Annotated in this window: 22 protein-coding genes; 19 read left to right on the top strand and 3 right to left on the bottom strand. The window is 77.4% G+C overall.

From position 1 onward, the window contains the following. The first annotated feature begins 130 nt into the window (after positions 1–130). The 15 genes from BLT39_RS10265 (at position 131) to BLT39_RS10200 (ending at position 14,964) form a co-directional block, all read left to right on the top strand. Complete coding sequence (locus BLT39_RS10265; RefSeq protein ID WP_091062394.1) at positions 131–1,807, top strand: carbamoyltransferase family protein; 1,677 nt, start codon at positions 131–133, stop codon at positions 1,805–1,807. Further along, positions 1,800–3,302: an HAD-IIIA family hydrolase gene (locus BLT39_RS22400; RefSeq protein WP_165640232.1), complete on the top strand. Its 1,503-nt coding sequence runs from the start codon at positions 1,800–1,802 to the stop codon at positions 3,300–3,302. The genes BLT39_RS10265 and BLT39_RS22400 overlap by 8 nt, the downstream gene beginning before the upstream one ends. Continuing rightward, positions 3,299–4,303: a glycosyltransferase family 9 protein gene (locus BLT39_RS22395; protein ID WP_165640231.1), complete on the top strand. Its 1,005-nt coding sequence runs from the start codon at positions 3,299–3,301 to the stop codon at positions 4,301–4,303. The genes BLT39_RS22400 and BLT39_RS22395 overlap by 4 nt, the downstream gene beginning before the upstream one ends. Next, positions 4,300–5,250 (top strand): glycosyltransferase, encoded by a 951-nt coding sequence (locus BLT39_RS10255; RefSeq protein WP_091062392.1) that lies wholly within the window; start codon positions 4,300–4,302, stop codon positions 5,248–5,250. The genes BLT39_RS22395 and BLT39_RS10255 overlap by 4 nt, the downstream gene beginning before the upstream one ends. Next, positions 5,247–6,443 carry a glycosyltransferase gene (locus tag BLT39_RS10250; RefSeq protein ID WP_091062390.1) on the top strand — a complete coding sequence of 399 codons (1,197 nt, stop codon included), beginning with the start codon at positions 5,247–5,249 and terminating at the stop codon, positions 6,441–6,443. The genes BLT39_RS10255 and BLT39_RS10250 overlap by 4 nt, the downstream gene beginning before the upstream one ends. After that, positions 6,440–7,039 (top strand): D-sedoheptulose-7-phosphate isomerase, encoded by a 600-nt coding sequence (locus BLT39_RS10245; protein ID WP_091062387.1) that lies wholly within the window; start codon positions 6,440–6,442, stop codon positions 7,037–7,039. Before BLT39_RS10250 ends, BLT39_RS10245 begins: the two co-directional genes overlap by 4 nt. Then, entirely contained in the window at positions 7,036–8,325 is a 1,290-nt protein-coding gene (locus BLT39_RS23295; RefSeq protein WP_091062385.1) for a PfkB family carbohydrate kinase, read from the top strand. The genes BLT39_RS10245 and BLT39_RS23295 overlap by 4 nt, the downstream gene beginning before the upstream one ends. Beyond that, a complete protein-coding gene (locus BLT39_RS10235) occupies positions 8,322–9,242 on the top strand; it encodes a glycosyltransferase family 9 protein (RefSeq protein ID WP_091062383.1) in 921 nt (306 codons plus the stop codon). The genes BLT39_RS23295 and BLT39_RS10235 overlap by 4 nt, the downstream gene beginning before the upstream one ends. Further along, positions 9,239–10,168 carry a glycosyltransferase family 2 protein gene (locus tag BLT39_RS10230; RefSeq protein WP_165640230.1) on the top strand — a complete coding sequence of 310 codons (930 nt, stop codon included), beginning with the start codon at positions 9,239–9,241 and terminating at the stop codon, positions 10,166–10,168. The genes BLT39_RS10235 and BLT39_RS10230 overlap by 4 nt, the downstream gene beginning before the upstream one ends. After that, a complete protein-coding gene (locus BLT39_RS10225; protein ID WP_091062380.1) occupies positions 10,168–11,037 on the top strand; it encodes a polysaccharide pyruvyl transferase family protein in 870 nt (289 codons plus the stop codon). The genes BLT39_RS10230 and BLT39_RS10225 overlap by 1 nt, the downstream gene beginning before the upstream one ends. 78 nt (positions 11,038–11,115) lie before the next feature. After that, the gene (locus BLT39_RS10220) at positions 11,116–11,466 is read left to right on the top strand and encodes a hypothetical protein (protein ID WP_091062378.1); all 351 of its coding nucleotides are present in this window, start codon (positions 11,116–11,118) and stop codon (positions 11,464–11,466) included. A 33-nt stretch (positions 11,467–11,499) separates the two neighbouring features. Beyond that, positions 11,500–12,216: a DinB family protein gene (locus tag BLT39_RS10215; protein WP_091062377.1), complete on the top strand. Its 717-nt coding sequence runs from the start codon at positions 11,500–11,502 to the stop codon at positions 12,214–12,216. A 96-nt stretch (positions 12,217–12,312) separates the two neighbouring features. After that, positions 12,313–12,999 carry a 3-oxoacyl-ACP reductase FabG gene (fabG, locus tag BLT39_RS10210; RefSeq protein ID WP_278246963.1) on the top strand — a complete coding sequence of 229 codons (687 nt, stop codon included), beginning with the start codon at positions 12,313–12,315 and terminating at the stop codon, positions 12,997–12,999. A gap of 2 nt (positions 13,000–13,001) precedes the next feature. Beyond that, positions 13,002–13,778, top strand: coding sequence for an enoyl-ACP reductase FabI (gene fabI / locus BLT39_RS10205; protein ID WP_165640229.1), 777 nt, complete (start codon positions 13,002–13,004; stop codon positions 13,776–13,778). 7 nt (positions 13,779–13,785) lie between these two features. Further along, complete coding sequence (locus BLT39_RS10200) at positions 13,786–14,964, top strand: ferrochelatase (RefSeq protein ID WP_207507834.1); 1,179 nt, start codon at positions 13,786–13,788, stop codon at positions 14,962–14,964. Here the strand turns inward: BLT39_RS10200 and BLT39_RS10195 are convergent. Beyond that, positions 14,961–15,713, bottom strand: a complete 753-nt coding sequence (locus tag BLT39_RS10195) for a hypothetical protein (protein WP_091062372.1) — start codon at positions 15,711–15,713, stop codon at positions 14,961–14,963. The two genes, BLT39_RS10200 and BLT39_RS10195, sit on opposite strands and share 4 nt — an antisense overlap. Positions 15,714–15,766: 53 nt before the next feature. Between BLT39_RS10195 and BLT39_RS10190 the strand changes: the two genes are divergently transcribed. Both BLT39_RS10190 and BLT39_RS10185 read left to right on the top strand, forming a co-directional pair. Continuing rightward, a complete protein-coding gene (locus BLT39_RS10190; protein ID WP_091062371.1) occupies positions 15,767–16,198 on the top strand; it encodes an NfeD family protein in 432 nt (143 codons plus the stop codon). Between the two features lie 80 nt (positions 16,199–16,278). Continuing rightward, complete coding sequence (locus tag BLT39_RS10185; protein ID WP_091062369.1) at positions 16,279–17,604, top strand: SPFH domain-containing protein; 1,326 nt, start codon at positions 16,279–16,281, stop codon at positions 17,602–17,604. A 105-nt stretch (positions 17,605–17,709) separates the two neighbouring features. Here the strand turns inward: BLT39_RS10185 and BLT39_RS10180 are convergent, their stop codons facing one another. Continuing rightward, positions 17,710–18,672, bottom strand: coding sequence for an RNA polymerase sigma factor SigF (locus BLT39_RS10180; protein WP_242658296.1), 963 nt, complete (start codon positions 18,670–18,672; stop codon positions 17,710–17,712). After that, positions 18,669–19,163, bottom strand: a complete 495-nt coding sequence (locus BLT39_RS22745) for an ATP-binding protein (protein WP_207507832.1) — start codon at positions 19,161–19,163, stop codon at positions 18,669–18,671. The genes BLT39_RS10180 and BLT39_RS22745 overlap by 4 nt, the downstream gene beginning before the upstream one ends. 127 nt (positions 19,164–19,290) lie before the next feature. Between BLT39_RS22745 and BLT39_RS10175 the strand changes: the two genes are divergently transcribed. After that, positions 19,291–20,040, top strand: a complete 750-nt coding sequence (locus tag BLT39_RS10175; RefSeq protein ID WP_165640228.1) for an ATP-binding protein — start codon at positions 19,291–19,293, stop codon at positions 20,038–20,040. Positions 20,041–20,108: 68 nt separating this feature from the next. Beyond that, a complete protein-coding gene (locus BLT39_RS10170) occupies positions 20,109–21,116 on the top strand; it encodes a DNA topoisomerase IB (RefSeq protein ID WP_242658295.1) in 1,008 nt (335 codons plus the stop codon). Positions 21,117–21,178 lie beyond the last annotated feature (62 nt).

Here is a 21,178-nt window from a genome sequence, read left to right as displayed (position 1 = left end):
AGCCCCCTCCGGGCGGCGACCGCGACCGGTCGACGTGCGGGACCCCCCGGGCCCGTGCTGTCATGACCCGGCCAGTCGAACCGCGCGCTGAGCAGACCCCCGGCCTCCCGGGTGAGCTGCGAGGTGACCCGTGCGCGTCCTCGGCATCAACGCCCTCCTCCACGACCCGGCCGCGGCGGTCGTCGTCGACGGCCGGGTGGTCGCCGCGGCCGAGGAGGAGCGGTTCAGCCGCCGCAAGCACGGCAAGCGGCCGGTCCCGTTCTCCGCCTGGGAGACCCCCGACCAGGCCGCCGCCTGGTGCCTGGCGCACGCCGGGGTGCGCCCCGAGGACCTCGACGCCGTCGCCTACTCCTACGACCCCGACCTGCACCTGGCGCCGGAGCGGGCCGGGGTGCACGACCCGTGGGACCACCTCCGGCTCACCTACGCCCGGCAGGCACCGTGGTTCCTCGCCGAGGGCATCCCGGGGCTGGACCCCGACCGGGTCCGCTTCGTCCCGCACCACGTCGCGCACGCCGCCTCGGCCGCGCTGGCCGCACCCTGGGGCGGCAGCTGCGCCGTCCTCGTGCTGGACGGCCGCGGGGAGCGGCACAGCTCGCTGGCCGGGGTCTACCGCGACGGCGTGCTGGAGGTGCTGGCGACCCAGCAGCTGCCGCACTCCCTCGGGCTGCTCTACGAGGACGTCACCGCGCACCTGGGCTTCCTGCGCAGCTCCGACGAGTTCAAGGTGATGGCGCTGGCCTCCTACGGCCGGCCCCGGCACGCCGAGGCGCTGCGCACCCTCGTGCGGGCCACCGGGGACGGCGGGTTCACCACCGCCGGTGTCGACCTCGCCGCGCTGGCCAAGGCGCGCCGGTCCGACGAGCCGTGGACCGACGAGCACGCCGACCTCGCCGCCAGCGTGCAGCTGGTGGTCGAGGAGGTGCTGCTCGACCTCGCGCGCTGGCTGCGCGACGCCACGGGGGAGACCCGGCTGGCCCTGGCCGGCGGCGTGGCGCTGAACTGCGTGGCCAACACCCGCCTCGCGGCGGAGTCCGGGTTCGCCGACCTGTGGGTGCAGCCCGCGGCCGGGGACGCCGGGACGGCGCTGGGCGGTGCGCTGGAGCTGTCCTGGCGGGGCGGTGAGCCCACCGCCCCGTTCCCCGGCGCCGACCTGGGCCGGGGCTGGACCGACGACGAGGTCGAGGCCGTGCTGCGCACCGCGCAGGTGGCCTACCGGCGCAGCGACGACGTCGCCGACGAGGTCGCCCGGGTGCTCGCCGCCGACGGCGTGGTCGCCTGGTTCCAGGGCCGTAGCGAGTTCGGGCCGCGGGCGCTGGGCCACCGCTCGCTGCTGGCGCACCCCGGCCGGGCGGCCAACCTGGAGCGGCTCAACGACGTCAAGGGCCGCGAGCAGTTCCGCCCGGTCGCGCCGATGGTCCGGCTGGACCGGGCCGAGGAGATCTTCTCCCGCGGTCCGGTGCCCAGCCCGCACATGCTCTTCGTGCACGACGTCGCCCCCGCCTGGCGGGACCGCATCCCCGCCGTGGTGCACGTCGACGGCACCGCGCGGATCCAGTCCGTCGACCCGGCGACCGAACCGCTGGTGGCCCGCATGCTCACCGGGTTCGAGGCCCGCACCGGCCTGCCGGTGGTGGTGAACACCAGCCTGAACACCGCCGGCCGGCCGATGGTCGACACCCCCCGGGACGCGCTGGAGTGCTTCGGCTCCGGCCCGGTCGACCTGCTGGCCATCGGGCCGTTCGTGGTGCACCGCTCGTGGGCGCACGACGGGCTGGCGGGCGAGGGGCCGGCCGCCGATGGGTGACCCGGACTACGCCGTCGTCGTCCCCACGCTGGGGCGGACCTCGCTGCGCGTCCTCCTCGACGCGCTCGCCGCGGCCGACGGCCCGCGGCCGACGTGGCTGGTCGTCGTGGACGACCGGCGGGAGCCGGGGGAGACCCCGGTGGTCGACGTCCGCGACCTGCCCCCGGACGTCGCCCGGCACGTCTTGGTGCTGCACGGCGGTGGGCGCGGACCGGCCGCCGCCCGCAACACCGGGTGGCGTGCCGTCCCGCCGGGCACGGCCTGGGTCGCCTTCCTCGACGACGACGTCGTGGTCGGGCCGCACTGGTGCGCCGACCTCGCCGCCGACCTCGCCGAGGCCGACCGGCACGGGCTCGCGGGCACCCAGGCGGAGATCGACGTCCCGCTGCCGGCCGGGCGCCGGCCGACCGACTGGGAGCGCGGCACCGCCGGGTTGGCGACGGCGTGGTGGATCACCGCCGACATGGCCTACCGCCGCGACGTCCTCGCCGCCGTCGACGGGTTCGACGAGCGCTTCCCCCGCGCCTTCCGGGAGGACGCCGACCTCGCGCTGCGGGTGCAGGCCACCGGCCGGCGGCTGGTCGTCGGCCGGCGCCGCACCACCCACCCGGTGCGCCCCACCGGCCGGTGGACCAGCCTGCGCCAGCAGCGCGGCAACGCCGACGACGTCCTCATGGCCCGGTTCCACGGCCGGCTCTGGGGCGACCGCGCGCACGCCCCGGCCGGGCGCCGTCCGCGCCACCTCGTCCTCACCGCCGCCGGGCTGGCCGCCCTGACCCTGCGCAGCCCGGCGGCGGCTGCCCTGTGGGCGGCGGGCACCGCCGAGTTCGCGTGGGCCCGCATCGGCCCCGGGCCGCGGGACCGCGCCGAGGTGACCACGATGCTGCTCACCAGCGCCGCGATCCCGCCGGCCGCGACCTGGTGGTGGCTGCGCGCGCTGACCCGGCCCACCCCGCCGCGCCCGGTGCACGAGGCCCCGCGCACGAGGGCCCTGCTGCTCGACCGGGACGGCACCCTGGTCGTCGACGTCCCCTACAACGGCGACCCGGCGCGGGTGCGGCCCGTCGACGGCGCGGTCGAGGCGGTCCGGGCCGCGCGCGCCGCCGGGCTGCCGGTCGGGGTGGTGACCAACCAGTCGGGCCTGGCCCGCGGCGCGTTCACCGCCCGCGACCTGGCCGCCGTGCACGACCGGGTCGAGGAGCTGCTCGGCCCCTTCGACGCCTGGGCGGTGTGCCTGCACGGGCCGGACGACGGCTGCGCCTGCCGCAAGCCCGCGCCCGGGTCGGTGCTCGCCGCGGCGGCGACCCTCGGCGTCGAGCCGGCCGACTGCGTGCTGGTCGGGGACATCGGGTCCGACGTCGCCGCCGCGCACGCCGCCGGCGCCCGCGCGGTCCTGGTGCCCACCGCGGGGACCCGCACCGCCGAGCTGGCCGCCGCCCCCGCCGTCGCGCGCGACCTGGGCACCGCCGTCGCGCTGGTGGTGGGGCAGCGGTGAGCCGGGCCCTGGTGGTGCGGCTGGACTCCCTCGGCGACGTCGTGGTGTGCGGCCCGGCGGTCCGGGCCGTGGCCGCCGGCTCGTCGTCGACGACGGTGCTGGCCGGGCCGCGCAGTGCTGAGGTGGCCCGGCTGCTGCCCGGGGTGGACGACGTCGAGGTCTTCGACGCGCCCTGGATCTCCGCCGGGGCCGGCCCGGTCGACCCCGCCGCGGTGGCCGGGCTGGTCGACCGGCTGCGCGGCCGGTTCGACACCGCGCTGGTGCTCACCTCCTTCCACCAGAGCGCGCTGCCCACCGCGCTGCTGCTCCGGCTGGCCGGGGTGCCGCGGGTGGCCGCGGTGAGCACCGACTTCCCCGGGTCGCTGCTGGACGTCCGGCTGTCCGAGCCCGCCGACGCGCCCGAGCCGGTGCGCATGCTGCAGGTCGCGGCCGGGGCCGGGTTCGCCCTCCCGCCCGGGGACGACGGCCGGCTCGCGCTGGTGGACGTGCTGCCGGCGGTGGCCGGCCTGCCCGACCGCTACGTGGTGGTGCACCCCGGGGCCGACGCCCCCGCCCGCAGCTACCCGCCCGACCGCTGGCGCGCGGTGGTGGCGGCGCTGACGCGCGCCGGGCACGCGGTGGTGGTCACCGGCGGACCGGACGAGCGGGCGCTCACCTCGGTCGTGGCCGCCGGGCACGGCCTGGACCTGGGCGCCCGGTTGACCGTCGCCGAGCTCGCCGCCGTGCTGCGGGGCGCCGACGCCGTCGCCGTCGGCAACACCGGCCCGGCGCACCTGGCCGCCGCCGTGGGCACCCCCGTGGTGAGCCTGTTCTCCCCGGTCGTGCCGGCCCTCCGGTGGGCCCCGCTCACCGACCGCCGGGTGGTCCTCGGCGACCAGCGCGCGGCGTGCGCGGGCAGCCGGGCCCGGGTGTGCCCGCTGCCCGGCCACCCCTGCCTGGCCGGGGTCGACCCGGCCGCCGTGGTCGAGGGCGTGCAGCGGCTGGTGGGGGTGCGGGCGTGAACGTCCTGGTCTGGCACGTGCACGGGTCCTGGCTGACCGCCGTCGTGCAGGGGGAGCACCGCTACCTGGTGCCGGTGGTCCCCGGCCGCACCGGCGACGGGCTGGGGCGGGCGCGCACGTGGGACTGGCCGGCCTCGGTGGTCGAGGTGACGCCCGAGCAGGTCCGCGACGCCGGGGTCGACGTCGTGGTGCTGCAGCGGCCGCGGGACCTGGAGCTGCTGCGGGCGTGGGCCGGCTGGGAGGCCGGCGTCGACGTCCCGGCGCTCTACGTCGAGCACGACACCCCGCCCACCCCCGCCGGCAGCCGGCACCTGCTCGCCGACCGCGCCGACGTCCCGCTGGTGCACGTCACGCACTTCAACCGCGTCGCCTGGGACAACGGGGTGGCCCCCACCCGGGTGCTCGAGCACGGCGTGGTCGACCCCGGCCCCCGCTGGACCGGCGAGCTGCCCCGGGTGTCGGTGGTCAGCAACGAGCCGCTGCGCCGCGGCCGCACCGTCGGCACCGACCTGCTGCCGCACTTCGCCCCCTTCGGCCTGGACCTGTTCGGCATGCAGGTCACCGGCGCGTCCGCCGCCCTGGGGACGACGGTCGGGGAGTTCGAGGACCTGCCGCAGCACGCCCTGCACGACGAGGTCGCCCGGCGCCGGGTCCACCTGCACCTCACGCGGTGGACCTCGCTGGGCCTGTCCCTGGTGGAGGCGATGACGATGGGCTGCCCGGTGGTGGTGCTCGCGACGACGGAGGCCCCGACCGCCGTCCCCGACGGGGCCGGGGTGGTCGCCGCGGACGTCGAGGCGCTGGTCGACGCCGTCCGGTGGTTCCTGGCCGACCCCGACTCCGCGCGCGCGGCCGGGCAGGTCGCCCGGGCGGCCGCGCTGGCGCGGTTCGGCCTCGACCGGTTCCTCGGCGACCTCGACGGCCTGCTCGCCGAGGTGGCCCGGTGAGGGTCGACCTGGTCAGCGAGCACGCCAGCCCGCTGGCCACCCTGGGCGGGGAGGACGCCGGCGGGCAGAACGTGCACGTGGCGATGCTGGCCCGCGCGCTGGCCGCCCGCGGCCACGCCGTCGTCGTGCACACCCGCCGGGACGACGTCGACCTCCCGCCGACCGTGGACTTCGCGCCCGGCGTGGTGGTGCGCCACCTGGACGCCGGCCCGCCCAAGGAGGTGCCCAAGGACCAGCTCTGGCCGCACGTCCCGGAGCTGGCCGCGGCGCTGCGCACCGAGCTGCGGGCCGACCCGCCCGACGTGGTGCACGCGCACTTCTGGATGAGCGGCCGGGCCGCCGTCGACGCCGCGCACGGCCTCGGGGTGCCGGTCGCGCAGACCTTCCACGCACTGGGCTCGGTCAAGCGCCGCTGGCAGGGCGCCGCCGACACCAGCCCGTCGGTGCGCATCCGGGTCGAGACCGCGGTCGCCCGCCGCGCGGCCGGGGTGGTCGCCACCTGCGCCGACGAGGTGGCCGAGCTCGTCGCCCTCGGCGTGGACCGGCGGAAGGTCACCGTCGTGCCCAGCGGGGTGGACACCACGGCCTTCACCCCCGACGGGCCGCGGGCGCCCCGCAGCGGGGCGCCGCGGCTGCTGGTGGTGGGCCGGCTGGTGGCGCGCAAGGGCCTGGGCGACGTGCTCACCGCGCTGGCCGACGTCCCGGGCGCCGAGCTGGTGGTGCTGGGCGGCCCGGCGGCCGAGGTGCTCGACGCCGACCCGGCCGCCGCCCAGGTGCACTCCGCCGCGGCCGCCCGCGGGGTCGCCGACCGGGTCCGGCTGGTCGGCCGCGGTGCCCGCGACGAGGTGGCGGCCTGGATCCGCTCCGCCGACGTCGTGGTGTGCGCGCCCTGGTACGAGCCGTTCGGCATCGTGCCGCTGGAGGCCATGGCCTGCGGCGTCCCGGTGGTCGGCACCGCCGTCGGCGGGCTCACCGACACCGTCGTGGACGGCGGCACCGGCCTGCTCGTCCCGCCCCGCGACCCGGCCGCGCTGGCCGCCGCGCTGCGCGCGCTGCTCGCCGACCCCGACCGCCGCCGGCGGCTGGGTGCGGCCGGCCGGGAGCGCGTCGTCACCACCTACGACTGGCAGGAGGTCGCCCGCATGACCGAGGACGCCTACCGACGGCTGCCCCGCCCGGCGGTGGCCCGGTGACCCGCCCGGCGACGCCGGTCGGGGCCGAGCACGTGCAGCACCTGACCGCGGCGCTGGACGCGTCCGCGGCCGCGGTGGCCACCGCGACCCGGTGGGGGCGGGAGCTGGCCGGGCTGCTGACCGGCGGCGCCCGACTGGTCGCGGCCGGCAACGGCGGCAGCGCCGCGCAGGCCGCGCACCTGACCGCCGAGCTGGTCGGCCGCTACCGCGACGACCGACGGCCGTTCTCCGCCGTGGCGCTGCACGCCGAGGTGTCCGCGCTGACCGCGATCACCAACGACTACGGCCACGAGGAGGGCTTCGCCCGGCAGCTGGAGGCGCACACCCGCCCCGGCGACGTCGCCGTCCTGCTCTCGACCTCGGGCGGCAGCCCGAACGTGGTGCAGGCCGCGCGCCGGGCCCGGGCCGGCGGGGTCACCTGCTGGGCGATGACCGGCCGCGGGCCGAACGCGCTCACCGAGGTGGCCGACGACGCCCTCGTCGTCGCCTCCCCGTTCACCGCCACCGTGCAGGAGGTGCACCTGGTGCTGCTGCACGTGCTGTGCGCGGGCCTGGACGCCGAGCTCGACGCCCGGCTGCTGGCGGGTGCGCCGTGAGGACGCTGGTCGTGGTCGGGGACACCCTGCTCGACGTCGACACCGACGGCCGGGCCGAGAAGCTCTCGCCCGACGGGCCGGTGCCGGTCGTGCGCGCCGCCGCCGAGCGGACCCGAGCCGGCGGCGCCGGGCTGGTCGCCGCGCTCGCCGCCGCCGACGGCGCCGGCCGGGTCGTGCTGGTCACCCCGCTGGCCGAGGACGCCGACGGCGCCACCCTGCGGTCGGTGCTGCCGGCCGGGGTGGAGCTCGTCGCGGTGCCCTGGGCCGGGAGCACCGCGGTCAAGCACCGGATCCGCGCCGGTGGGCAGACCGTGGCCCGGGTCGACCGGGGCGGCGACCCCGGCCCGGTCGGCCCGCTGCCCGACGCGGTGGCCACGGTGCTCGCCGGGGCCGACGCCGTGGTGGTGGCCGACTACGGCCTGGGCGCCACCGCCGACCCGGAGCTGCGCGGTCTGCTCACCGCCCTGGCCCGCCGCCGGCCGGTCGTGTGGGACCCGCACCCCCGCGGGGCCCCGCCGGTGCCCGGCTGCCGGCTGGTCACGCCCAACGCCGTCGAGGCGACCGGCGCCGACCCGGGCCCGCGGCCCGACGTCGGCGCGGTCGCCGACCGGGCGCTGGCGCTGCGCGCGCAGTGGGCCGCCGGCACGGTCGCGGTCACCCTCGGCGCGGCCGGCGCGCTGGCCACGGTGGGGGAGGACGGCGTGCTGGCCGTGCCCGCGCCCACCGTGGACGTCGGGGACACCTGCGGCGCCGGGGACGCGTTCGCCGCCGCGGCCGGGTGGGCGCTGGCCGGCGGTGCGCTGCCGCCGGAGGCGGTCGCCGCCGCGGTGCGCGCCGCGTCGGCGCACGTCGCCGCCCCGGCCCCGACCCCGACCGGGGCCGGGGTGCTGGTCGCCACCGGGGGCTGCTTCGACCTGCTGCACGCCGGCCACGTCGCCACCCTGGAGGCCGCCCGCGCCCTGGGCGACCGGCTGGTGGTGTGCGTGAACTCCGACGCCTCGGTCGCCCGGCTCAAGGGCCCGGGTCGGCCGCTGCAGCCCCAGGCCGACCGGGTGCGCATCCTGCGGGCGCTGGCCTGCGTCGACGACGTCGTCGTCTTCGACGAGGACACCCCGGAGCAGGTGCTGCGCGGCCTGCGCCCGCAGCTGTGGGTCAAGGGCGGCGACTACTCCGGGGTCGCGGTGCCGGAGGCCGCCGTCCTCGCCGGGTGGGGCGGGCGGGTGGTCACCGTGCCGTTCCTGGCCGGGCGGTCCACCACCGCGCTCGCCGAGCTGGCCCGGGCATGAGCACCTGCGTCGTGCTGCGCGCCATCGGCCTGGGCGACATGGTCACCGGCCTGCCGGCGCTCGCGCTGCTGCGCCGCCGGCTGCCCGGCTGGCGGGTGGTGCTGGGCGCGCCGGAACGGTTCGCCGAGGTGCTGTGCGGGTCCGGCCTGGTCGACGACGTCGTCCCCGTCGAGCACCTCGACCACGTGGCCGGCCTGCCCGCCCGACCCGACCTCGCGGTCGACCTGCACGGCAACGGCCCGGCGTCCAAGCACCCGTTGCTCGCCCTCGGGCCGGCCCGGACGATCGGCTTCGCCCGGCCCGGGGACGGCCCGGCCGCGGACCGGTCGGTGTGGGACGACGACGAGCACGAGGTCGACCGCTGGTGCCGGCTGGTCGCCGAGCAGCTGGGCGGCCCGGCCACCCCGCCGCCGCTGGAGGGCCTGCTGCCGGTGCCCCCGCCGGTGCGGCCCGGGTCGACGGTGGTGCACCCCGGGGCGGCGTCCCGGTCCCGCCGCTGGCCGGCCGAGCGGTGGTCCGCCGTGGCGGACGCGCTGCGGGGCGCCGGCCACCGCGTCGTGGTCACGGGGACGGCGGAGGAGCGCTCGCTGGTCGACACGGTCGCCGACGGCGCACCGGCGCTGGTCGACCTCTCCGTGCAGGAGCTGTGCGGGCTGGTCGCCGCCGCCCGGCTGGTGCTGTCCGGCGACACCGGCACCGCGCACGTGGCCGCGGTGTTCGGCACGCCCTCGGTGGTGCTCAGCGGCCCGGTGTCGCCGCGCCGCTGGGGCCCGCCGGTGCACCCGCGGCACCGGGTGCTGTGGCCGGCCGACGACCCCGGGTACCGCGGGGACCCGCACGGCACCGAGGTGGACCCGGTGCTGCTGCGCACCACCGTGCGGGACGTGCTCGCCGCGGCCGCGGAGGTCGCCGCGTGACCGGCCTGGCCGACCGGCTCACCGTGGTGCTGCTGACCCACGACTGCGCGGCCTGGCTGCCGCACACCCTCGACCGCCTCGCCGAGCTGGAGCTGCCGGTGGTCGCGGTGGACAACGCCTCCACCGACGGCACCCGTGCGCTGCTGGCGGCCCGGCCCCGGGTCCGGGTGCGCGCCCTGCCCACCAACACCGGCGCGGCCGGGCGCACCGAGGGCGTTCGGGCCGCCACCACGCCCTACGTCGTCTTCTGCGACGACGACGGCTGGTGGGAGCGGGCCGGGCTCGAACGGGCCGTCGCCCTGCTCGACGCCCACCCCCGGCTGGCCCTGGTCAACGCCCGCATCGTGGTCGGCGACGAGGAGGCCCCGGACCCGATCTCGGCCGAGATGGCCGCCAGCCCGCTGCCGGAGACCGAGGGCGTGCCCGGCACCGTGCTGCTCAGCTTCATGGGCGGCGCGTCGGTGGTCCGGGTGGCCGCCTACGAGCAGGTCGGCGGGTACGCGCCGGAGTTCCTCATCGGCGGCGAGGAGGAGACGCTGGCCCATCCGCTGCTGCGCGAGGGCTGGCTGATGCGCTACGTCGACGACGTGGTCATGCACCACCACCCGAGCCTGGCCAACCACACCCGGATCCGGCACTGGGGCCTGCGCAACACGCTGTGGAACGCCTGGCTGCACCGGCCGTGGCGCAGCGCGCTGCGCTGGACGGTGTTCGTGCTGCGCTCGGCCCCGCGCGACGCCGACCTGGTCCGCGGGGTGCTGCTGGCGCTGCGCGGGGTGCCGTGGGTGCTGGCCCGCCGCCGGCCCCTGCCCGACGACGTCGACGCCGGGCTGCGGGTGCTCGAGGAGCGCCGGTTCGCCGCCTGGGACGCCGCCCGGCTGGCCGGGCTCCCCGCCGGCTCGGCACCGAAGTACCCGGTGACCTGATGAGGGTGCTCGTGGTGGGCTGGTTCAGCTTCACCGAGGTCATCGCGACCGTCGGCGACGAGCGCGCCGCCGAGGTGGTCGGCGGCTGGCTGACCGGCGCGGGCATCCCGCACGACGTGGCCTGGGCCCGCTACCTCGACCGGGGGGTGGACCACGCCCGCGTCGACCCGGCCGGCTACACCCACCTGGTCTGGGTGTGCGGACCGCTGCTGGAGGACCCGCTGCTCACCGGCCTGCTCGACCGGTTCCCCCGCGCCCGCCGGCTGGCCGTCGGGGTGTCGGTGGTGGACCGCGCGGCGGCCGCCCGGTTCGACGCGGTCTGGCCGCGGGACGCCCCCGGGTCGCCGCCCCGGCCGGACCTGGCCATCGACCCGCCCCGCGACGGCCCGGCCGTCGTCGCCACCGTCTTCGCCCCGGTCCAGCCCGAGTACGGCGCGCGCGGCCGGCACGCCCACGTGCAGGACGTCGTCGAGCGGTGGGTCGCCGACCGCGGGCTGGGGTCCTTCGACGTCGCCACCGACCTGCTCACCCCCTCCGGCCAGCGGCAGCACGTGGCGCAGGTGCAGGCGGTGCTGGGCCGGGCCGACGTCGTGGTCAGCTCCCGGCTGCACGGGCTGGTCCTCGGCCTGGGCCGCGGTCGGCCGGTGATCGCCGTCGACCCGGTCGTGGGCGGGGCGAAGGTGAGCGCCCAGGCGGCGGCGCTGGGCTGGCCGGTGCTGCTGGGCGCCGACGAGGTGGACCCGACCGCGCTGGACGCCGCCCTGGACCGCTGTCTGCTGCCGGCCGAGCCCGTGCTGCCCGCCTGGGCGGACGTCGCCCGCGCCGCCGCCGACCAGCGGGCGCGCCTGGTGGCCGCGCTGGCCGGTTGACCCCCGCCGGGCCCGGGGTAGGGCGACGGGGCTCCAGCCAACGGGCACCCCTGACCGCGTGACCCCCGGAGGACCCCCGTGCCTGCTCTGACCGTGCTCACCGGCGCCGCCACCGCCGCCTACTCGGCCGCCCTCGTCGCCCGCCCCCAGCTGCTGCAGCGGCCCGCCGGGCTGGCCCGCAACCGCGACGCCCGCACCCTCACCCGGCTGGTCGGGGTGCGCGACACCGCCATCGGGCTGGCCATGGTGCTCGCCCCCGCCGGCCCGGCCCGCCGGGCCGCCGTCGGCGCCCGGGTGGCCAGCGACTGGGGCGACGCCGCCGTGCTCGGGGTGGCCCTGCGCGGCCGGGGCACCTGGGGCAAGACCGTCGGCTTCGCGGCGCTCTGGGGTGCGGTCTGCCTGGCCGCGCTGCGGTACGACGAGCGGTAGACCGCACCCGCCGATCCGCGCCAGGATGGCCGGGTGGACGTCGCGCCCGGCACCGACCTGCGCGGCCTGCGGCTGGTCGAGTGCGACCTGCGCGGTGCCCGGCTGGTCGGCTGCGAGGTCGACGACGTCCGCATCGACGCCTTCGCGGGCGACCTCGGCTCCCTCGTGGTGGAGGGCGTGGAGGTCTCGGGCTTCGTGCACGCCGAGCTCGACCGGCGCTTCCCCGAGCGGGTCGCGGTCCGCGAGGCCCGGACGGCGGCCGACCTGCGCGCGGCCTGGGACGTCGTGGACGGCCTCTGGCGGGGCACGGTGGCGCAGGCCCCGGCCGACCTCGTGGACCGGCGGGTGGACGGCGAGTGGTCGCTCGCGGAGACCCTGCGGCACCTGGTGTTCGCCGCCGACGTGTGGGCCGGCCGCGTGCTCGGCGCCGGCGACGAGCCGTTCTGCCCGCTCGGGCTGCCGACCACCGACACCGGCCCGGGCACCTACCGCGAGCTGGGCCTGGACACCGCGGCCCGGCCCGGCTGGGCCGAGGTCGTCGAGCTGTTCTCGACCAGCCTGGACCGGGTGGGCGCGGTCTTCGCGGCGGCGCGGGACGAGGAGCTCGACCGCCCGCGCGTGCTGGTGCCCTACGCCGAGCGCGGCGAGCTGCGGACCACCGTGCGCCGGGCGCACGAGGTGCTGCTGCGCGAGCACGTCGACCACCGCCGCTACGCCCTGCGCGACCCCGCCGTCGCTACTGATCGGTAGCCCGCCCGGCCCGGCGGGCCCCCCGCCGCCACCGATAGGTTGCTCCCGACGGACGCCGGGACGAGTGCGGGAGTGGCAGTGGGCAGATCGGTGCTGGTGACCGGGGGCAACCGGGGGATCGGGTTGGCCATCGCCCGCTCGTTCGCCGAGGCGGGCGACTCCGTGGCGGTCACCCACCGCGGCAGCGGTGCACCCGACGGCCTGTTCGGGGTGCGCTGCGACGTGACTTCCACCGAGGACGTCGACGCCGCCTTCACCGCCGTCGAGGAGCACCAGGGCCCGGTCGAGGTGCTGGTCAGCAACGCCGGCATCACCCGCGACGGCCTGCTCATGCGGATGGGCGAGGACGCCTTCACCGAGGTCGTCGACGCCAACCTCACCGCCGCCTACCGGGTGGCCAAGCGGGCCAGCGCGAAGATGGTGCGCGCCCGCAGCGGCCGGATGGTCTTCGTGTCCTCGGTCGTCGGGCTGCTCGGCTCGGCCGGGCAGGTCAACTACGCGGCGTCGAAGTCCGGGCTGGTCGGGCTGGCCCGCTCCATCGCTCGCGAGCTGGGCGGGCGCGGGATCACCGCCAACGTGGTGGCACCGGGTTTCGTGCGCACCGACATGACCGCGGAGCTGCCCGAGAAGCGGCAGCAGGAGATCCTCGGGCAGGTCCCGCTGGGTCGGCTCGCCGAGGCCGAGGAGGTCGCCGGCGTCGTCCGGTTCCTGGCCAGCGAGCACGCGGGGTACATCACCGGGGCGGTCGTCCCGGTCGACGGCGGACTGGGAATGGGGCACTGAGCATGGGCATCCTCGAGGGCAAGACGGTCCTGATCGCCGGCGTGCTGACCGAGGCGTCGATCGCCTTCTCGGCGGCGCGCATCGCGCAGGAGCAGGGCGCCACCGTCGTCCTGTCCAACTTCGGCCGGGCGTTCAGCCTGTGCCAGCGAATCGCCAAGCGGCTGCCGCAGGAGGCCGCCGTCGTCGAGCTCGACGTCACGAACACCGAGCACCTGGCCACGCTGGCCGACCGGCTGCGCGAGGTGCTGCCCGAGGGCGCCCAGCTCGACGGCGTCGTGCACTCCATCGGCTTCGCGCCGCAGGAGGCCATGGGCGAGGGCTTCCCGGAGGTGGCGTGGGAGCACGCCGCCACCGCCTTCCAGGTCTCCACCTGGTCGCTGGCCTCCCTCACCCAGGCCTGCCGGCCGCTGTTCGGCGAGCAGGCCTCGGTGGTCGGGCTGACCTTCGACGCGACCGTCGCCTGGCCGGTCTACGGCTGGATGGGCGCGGCCAAGGCGGCGCTGGAGTCGACGTCGCGGTATCTGGCCCGCGAGCTGGGCCCCGACGGCGTCCGGGTCAACCTGGTCGCCGCCGGCCCGCTGCGCACCATGGCCATGAAGTCGATCCCGGGCAGCAAGCAGTTCGAGGAGGCCTGGGAGACCAAGGCCCCGCTGGGCTGGTCGGTCACCGACACCGAGCCCTCGGGCAAGGCGATCGTGGCGCTGCTGAGCGACTGGTTCCCCGCGACGACGGGTGAGATCGTGCACGTGGACGGCGGGTTCCACGCCGTCGGGGTATGACTGGGCGGTGACCGAACAGCTCCTCCCTGCCCGGCCCGCCCACCCGCTCCCCGACGGGGTGTCCATCACCCCCGACGGGCAGCGGCCGGACGAGGAACCCTCGCTGGCCGCCCGCAACAACGGGGGCGTCGTCCCGGGGTCCGCGCCGGCCCCGGCGGGCCGGCGGGAGGCGCTGCTGGTGCTCGGCTTCGGCGGGCCCGAGGGCCACGACCAGGTGATGCCGTTCCTGGAGAACGTCACCCGCGGCCGCGGCATCCCGCGCGAGCGGCTGGAGAGCGTCGCCGAGCACTACCACCACTTCGACGGCGTCAGCCCGATCAACGACCAGAACAAGGCGCTGGTCGCCGCGCTGCGCGACGCCGGCGTCGACCTGCCGGTGTACTGGGGCAACCGCAACTGGGCGCCCTACGTCGAGGACGTGTGGCGCGCGATGGCCACCGACGGCATCGAGCACGCCTACGTGCTCGCCACGTCGGCCTACGCCTCGTTCTCCGGCTGCCGGCAGTACCACGAGGACGTCGCCCGGGCCCGGGTGGCGCTGGAGTCCGACCCGGCCGCGCCGGCGGGCCCGACGGCGGAGAAGCTGCCGCACTACTACGACGCCGACGGCTTCGTGCAGGCCAACGCCGACGCCCTGGCCGCCGCCCTGGCGCAGCTGCCCGAGGACCTGCGCGACGGCGCCCGGCTGGTCGCCACCGCGCACTCCATCCCCGACGCGATGGCCGCCGTCGCCGGCCCGGAGGGGCACACCTACGAGCGCGAGCTGGAGACCGCCGCGCGGCTGGTGGTCGACCGCGTCGCGCCGGGCCGGTCGTTCGACCTGGTCTGGCAGTCGCGGTCGGGCCCGCCGTCGGTGCCGTGGCTGGAGCCCGACGTCAACGACCACCTGCGGGCGATCGCCGACGCCGGTGCGCAGGCGGTCGTCGTCTTCCCGGTGGGCTTCATCTCCGACCACCTCGAGGTCATCTGGGACCTGGACAACGAGGCGGAGGAGACCGCGCAGGAACTCGGCCTGGCCTTCGCCCGCGCGGCGACGGCGGGCACGCACCCGGCGTTCGTCCGCTCGCTGGTCGACCTGCTGGCCGAGCGCCGTGCCGGTGGCGAACCGCGGCTGGGCACCAACTGCCCGGCGTCCTGCTGCTTCGTCCAGCGCCCCGCCGGCCGCCCGGGCGCCCGCCCGAGCTAGCGCGGGAGCCAGTTCCAGACGGCGGTGGTGGCCTCCCGGACGGCGTCGCCCAGCGGCCGGAGGGCCTGCTCCCGCGCGGCCATCTGGCCCGCGGTGACGGCGCCGCCGGGGGAGTCGGCCAGCGCGAGGTCCAGCACGGTGGCCAGCCGGCGCGCCCGGGTGAGCACCGAGACCGCGACCGGGTCGGTGTCCGGGGGCAGACCCGGGTCCTCGGCCCGCGCGGACAGCCCGGCCAGCAGGGCCGGCACCTCGGGGTGCCAGCGGGCCAGGTCCAGCCCGGCGAGGGTGCGGGCGGCGTCGCCGACGGCGAGGTCCAGCCGGCCCGACAGCGAGCGCAGCGTGCCCTCGACCGGCGGCGGGGCCAGGCAGCCGGCCGGCAGGTCGACCTGGGTCCACAGCACGGCCTCGCTGGTGGCCGAGGCCGGCAGCAGCACCAGGGTGTCGCCGACGACGGCCTGGCCGGCCTCCACCGCGGCGGCGGCCAGCGCGGGCACCGGCGGCAGGCCGTGCACGTCGCCGGGGACGGGGAGCACCAGCCGCAGCCGGCGCTCCCCGCGACCGCGCAGCGACGTCAGCACCTCACCCAGCGGCCGGGTGCCGTCGGCGTCGGAGACCACGTGGGCCCGGTCGCCGGTCACCGCCTCCAGGGCGTCGTCGTAGGGCACCCGGCCGGCCAGCCACGCGGTCGCCCAGGCGGCCAGCCGTCCAGCGGGGTCACCGGCGGCGCGGCGGGTCCTGAGGTCGGGCACCCGGTCGAGGGTAGGCGGCCCACGGGGACGGTGCGCTCTGCCAGACTCGGGCGATGGCCGCCTGGGTGCTCTGGTTGATCGCGGCGGGGCTGTTCACGGCCGGTGAGGTCGCCAGCCTCGACCTGGTGCTGCTCATGCTGGCCGGGGGTGCGCTGGGCGGGATGCTGGTCGCGCTGCTCGGCGGTGCCGTCGTCCTGCAGCTGGTCGCCTTCGTCGTCGTCTCCCTCGGCCTGCTGCTCGTCGTCCGGCCGGTGGCCAAGCGGCACCTGACCGAGCGCACCCCCGATCAGGTCGACGGCGTCGAGGTCTACGTCGGCCGCACCGCCGAGGTCAGCGAGCGGGTCACCGGCACCTCCGGGCAGGTGCGGATGGGCCACGACGAGTGGTCGGCCCGCACCCAGCTCGACGGCGAGGCCTACGACGTCGGCCAGGTCGTGCGGATCGTGCAGATCGAGGGCCCGATCGCCTACGTCTCCCGGGCCTGAACGCCCGGGTTTCGCATAGCGCCCGCCCGGAGGGCACCATCAGTGGTGATCACCCCACCGACGTCAGGAGCGCCCCGCCCGTGGAAGCCCTCATCGCACTCCTCGTGATCGCCGTCGTGGTGATCATCGTGCTCGCCAAGAGCGTCACGATCGTCCCGCAGGCGCAGGCCAAGGTCGTCGAGCGCTTCGGCCGGTACAGCCGGACGCTGAGCCCCGGCCTGGCGATCCTGGTGCCCTTCGCCGACCGCGTTCGGGCCACCATCGACCTGCGCGAGCAGGTCATCAGCTTCCCGCCGCAGCCGGTCATCACCGCCGACAACCTGCAGGTCGGCATCGACACCGTCGTCTACTTCCAGGTCACCGACCCGCGGCTGGCCGTCTACGGCATCGCCAACTACATCACCGGCATGGAGCAGCTGACCACCACGACGCTGCGCAACGTCGTCGGCGGGCTGAACCTCGAGGGCGCCCTCACCGGCCGCGACGGCATCAACTCCCAGCTGCGCGCCGTGCTCGACGGCACCACCGGGCCGTGGGGCCTGCGGGTCGCCCGGGTCGAGATCAAGGCCATCGACCCGCCGCTGTCCATCCAGGACTCGATGGAGAAGCAGATGCGCGCCGACCGCGACAAGCGGGCCACCATCCTCACCGCCGAGGGCCAGCGGCAGTCGGCGATCATGACCGCCGAGGGCCAGAAGGCCAGCCAGATCCTCGCCGCCGAGGGCCACAAGCAGGCCGCGATCCTGGAGGCCGAGGCCGAGCGGCAGTCCCGCATCCTGCGCGCCGAGGGTGAGCGCGCCGCGCTGTTCCTGCAGGCGCAGGGCCAGGCCAAGTCGATCGAGACCGTCTTCCAGGCCATCCACGACGGCAAGCCCGACCAGGGCCTGCTGGCCTACCAGTACCTGCAGACGCTGCCCAAGATCGCGCAGGGCGACGCCAACAAGATGTGGATCGTGCCCAGCGAGTTCTCCCAGGCCCTCGAGGGCCTGGCCAACCTCGGCGGCGCCGGCCGGGGCGGCTCGGGCGAGGGGGAGGGCAAGCGGTCCTGGCTGGACGTCGACGGCACCCGGGCCGAGCCCTCCGCGCCGGCCCAGAAGCTGGACACCTCGGACTGGTTCGAGTCCGCGCTGCCCAAGGCGGCCGACCAGCCCGAGGCCCGGATCGAGATGAGCTCGCTGGCCGACGTGGCCCCGGAGACGCCGCACCCGCAGATGCCCAGCACGCCGTCCCTGGCCGAGCTGACCGCCGACGTCCGGGAGTCCGGCGCCGCGGCCGACCCGCGCGACACCCGCGACGAGGACGACGACCGCCCCGCCCCGCCGCCGCCCTACGGCCAGCAGGGCCCGCAGCAGCAGGGCCCGCCGCCGCAGCAGTGGGGCCCGCCCCCCGGCTACCAGGGCCGCTGAGGGCCCACCCCGGATGCGTCGATCGACGCCCGCCGACCAGTCGTCGCGAGACGTGGTCGGTGGGCGTCGGTCGACGACCCGGTCGGTGGCGTGGGTGCCGGCCGGTCAGTCGTCCTTGAGCAGGCCCTCGCGCAGCTTGGCCAGCGTCTGGGCCAGCAGCCGCGACACGTGCATCTGGGAGATGCCGATGTCGGCGGCGATCTGCGACTGCGTCATGTTGCCGAAGAACCGCAGGATGAGGATGCGGCGCTCGCGGGCCGGGATGGTGGCCAGCAGCGGCTGCAGGGACTCGCGGTACTCCACCCCCTCGAGCGCGGCGTCCTCCTGGCCCAGGGTGGCGGCCAGGGTGGGGGAGTCCTCCTCGCCGGAGAGCCGCTCGTCCAGGGACGACGACCGGTAGGCGTTGGCGACCTGCAGACCCTCCAGCACCTCCGACCGCGGGATGCCCAGGTACTCGGCGAGCTCGGACGGGTTGGGAGCGCGGCCGTTCTTCTGCGCGAGCTCCCCGACCGCGGCGTTCAGCGACAGGTGCAGCTCCTGCAGCCGGCGCGGCACCCGCACCGACCAGCCCTGGTCGCGGAAGTGCCGCTTGATCTCACCGGTGATGGTGGGCACGGCGAAGGACAGGAACTCCACACCCCGGGTGGGGTCGAACCTGTCGATGGCCGCGATCAGGCCCAGGGTGCCGACCTGCAGCAGGTCGTCGAAGGGCTCGCCGCGGTTGCTGAACCGGCGCGCGAAGTGCCGGACCAGCGGCAGGTGCTCCTCGACCAGGATCTCCCGCAGCCGCTCCCGGCGCGGGTCGTCGGGGGCGAGGGCGGCCAGCTCCACGAACAGCGGCGCGGTGCGCTCGGCGCGCCGGCGGTTGTCCGACACCGGGGGCGCCGGCTCGGCGGGGGCAGCAGCGGGCGCCTCGGCGGCCTCGGAGGTGTCCGTGGCCTCGGTGGTGGCGCTGTCGGTGTCGTCGAGGGCGTCGGTCTCGACGGCCAGCTCGGGGGCGGGGGCCCCGGGCTCGGGCACCACGGCGTGGGGTCCGGTGTCGGGGGTCCGCTCGACCACCCGGGTCACCGGGCCACCGAGAGGTCGGCGTCGCTGTCGCCCGCGGCGGCCGTGGCGCGCAGCGGGGGTGGCAGCTCCTTGACCAGGGTGATGGTGGCCACCGGGCCCTCGCCGCCCTCGCCGCCGGGGACGTCGGCCCGGTCGGCCGGCCCGGCGTCGACCGAGTCGACCAGCGCGGCGATGACCGCCCAGCCGAACCCGTCGCGGGGGACGTCGGTGCCCGCGGTGGTGGACACCCAGGCGGTGATGGTCAGGCCCGTGGGGCCGGTCTCGAAGACCGCGACCAGCGGGGTGCCGGGCTGGGCGACCGAGGCGAGCGTGGCGCTGGCCTCGTCGACGGCCAGGCGGAGGTCCTCGACGGCGTCGAGGTCGAAGTCCATGCGCATGGCCAGGTCCCCGGTCATGGCCCGGACGGCGGGCAGCTGGGTGCGCGAGGTGGGCACCCGGAGCTCCAGGCGTTCGGTGCGGCGCCCTGCGGCGCCACCGGTCGTGTCGACCATCGGCTGGTTCGCTCCTCACGTGTGCACACCGTCCGGATGGACGGCGTGCCCATCCTCCCGCACGGGTGTTCGCACCGCGCGCCCGTCGCGGTTGCCGGAGCGGCGCAGGTGCGGTGGTATGGCCGTGATGAGCGCAGTTCCGGGGAACCCCCGTCCTCGCGCCGACCCCCTGGTCCTCGATCTCCCCGCCGAGGCGGCCTCCCTGGTCACCGTGCGGCGGTCGCTGGGCCGGTGGCTGTCGGCTGCCCAGGTGACCCCCGACGTCGTCGGGGCCCTGCAGGTCGCCGTCGGTGAGGCGTGCGCCAACGCGGTCGACCACGCCTACCCGCCGGGCGCCCGCGGCACGATGGAGGTGCGGGTCGAGGTGGACCCGGCCGGCCGGGTCACCGCCGTGGTGGCCGACCACGGCGGCTGGCGCACCCCGGACGCCGACCCCGGTGACCGCGGCCGCGGGTTGCTGATCATGCACCAGCTGCTCGAGGACGTGGAGATCTCCCGGCGCCCCGACGGCACCACCGTCACCCTCCGGGTGCCCGCCCGGGCGCTCCCCGAGCGGGCCACCGCGTCGGTCGACGAGCTGGCCGTGCTGCGCATCGACCGCTCGGCGGCGGTGCCGTGCGTGCGCGCGACCGGCCCGCTGGCCGACGACGCGGCCGCCGGGGTCCGGCTGCGGCTGCTGGAGGCCTCGCGGGGCGGGGTGGTGCGCGCCGAGCTCGACCTGGACGGCGTCGACCACCTGGGGCCGGCGGTGGTCGCCGCGGTGGCCGAGGTCGCGGCGATCGGCCGGGCCAACGGCTGGCCGCTGCGGGTGGTCTCGGCGGCCACCCAGCCGCGCGCCGCGCTGGCCCGGGCCGGGGTCCGGCTCGCCGACGACTGACCCCCGAACGGGCGATCCGGTTCCGCCTGCAGGTTTGCCGCCCGCGCCCGCTGCCCACCAGGACGGGGGTGAGGCTCCGGCGCAGTGACGTGCACGCCCCGGGCTGGACCCGCCGGGCGCGCGGTCGCGGCTGGGCGTTCCACGACCAGGACGGTGCCCTCATCCGGGACGGGCGGCGTGCCCGCCTCGAGGCCCTGGCCATCCCGCCCGCCTGGCGCGACGTGTGGATCTGCCCCTGGCCGCACGGCCACATCCAGGCCACCGGCACCGACGCCGCGGGTCGGCGGCAGTACCGCTACCACGACCAGTGGCGGGTGCAGCGCGACGCCGCCAAGCACGAGCGGGTGCTGGAGATCAGCCACACGCTGCCCGACGTCCGCGACGCGGTGGCCGCGGCGCTGCGCCGGCGGGGGATGCCGCGCGAACGCGCCCTGGCCCTCGCCGTCCGGCTGCTGGACCTCGGCGCCTTCCGGGTGGGCAGCGACCAGTACGCCGAGGACAACGGCACCTACGGCCTGGCGACGCTGCGCCGGGAGCACGTCGAGGTGCGCGGCCGCACGGTGGCCTTCTGCTACCTGGCCAAGGGCAGCAAGCAGCGCGAGGTCGAGATCACCGACCCCGCCACCGCCACCGCCGTCCGGCAGCTGCTCGAGCGCCCGGACGACGCGGGGGAGGAGCTGCTGGCTTGGCAGAACCCCGACGGCAGCTGGCGCGACGTGCACAGCGACGACGTCAACGCCTACCTGCGGGAGGTCTCGGGCGCCGAGGTCACCGCGAAGGACTTCCGCACCTGGACAGCGACCGTGCTCATGGCCGTGTTGTTGGCGGAGGACCCGCCGCCCACGTCCCGCACGGGCCGCACGAAGGCCGCGCGGGCGGCCTACCGCGCGGTGTCGGACCAGCTGGGCAACACGCCGGCGGTCTGCCGGGCCAGCTACGTCGACCCGCGGGTGGTCGACAGGTTCGAGCACGGCGAGACCATCGCCGACGCGCTCGCCGAGGCCGCGGGTGCCGCCGACGACCGCGAGCGCCAGCGGGTGCTGGAGGCCGGGGTGTGCCGGCTGCTGTCGGCCTGACCCCGGACGCACGAGGACCCCGTCACCGGGCGGTGACGGGGTCCTCGTGCGGAACGGGCCAG

Source organism: Klenkia brasiliensis (assembly GCF_900100695.1).
GTDB lineage: Bacteria > Actinomycetota > Actinomycetes > Mycobacteriales > Geodermatophilaceae > Klenkia > Klenkia brasiliensis.
The sequence above is the reverse complement of the archived record's forward strand: the minus strand, read 5'-3'. Positions and strand labels throughout refer to the sequence as shown.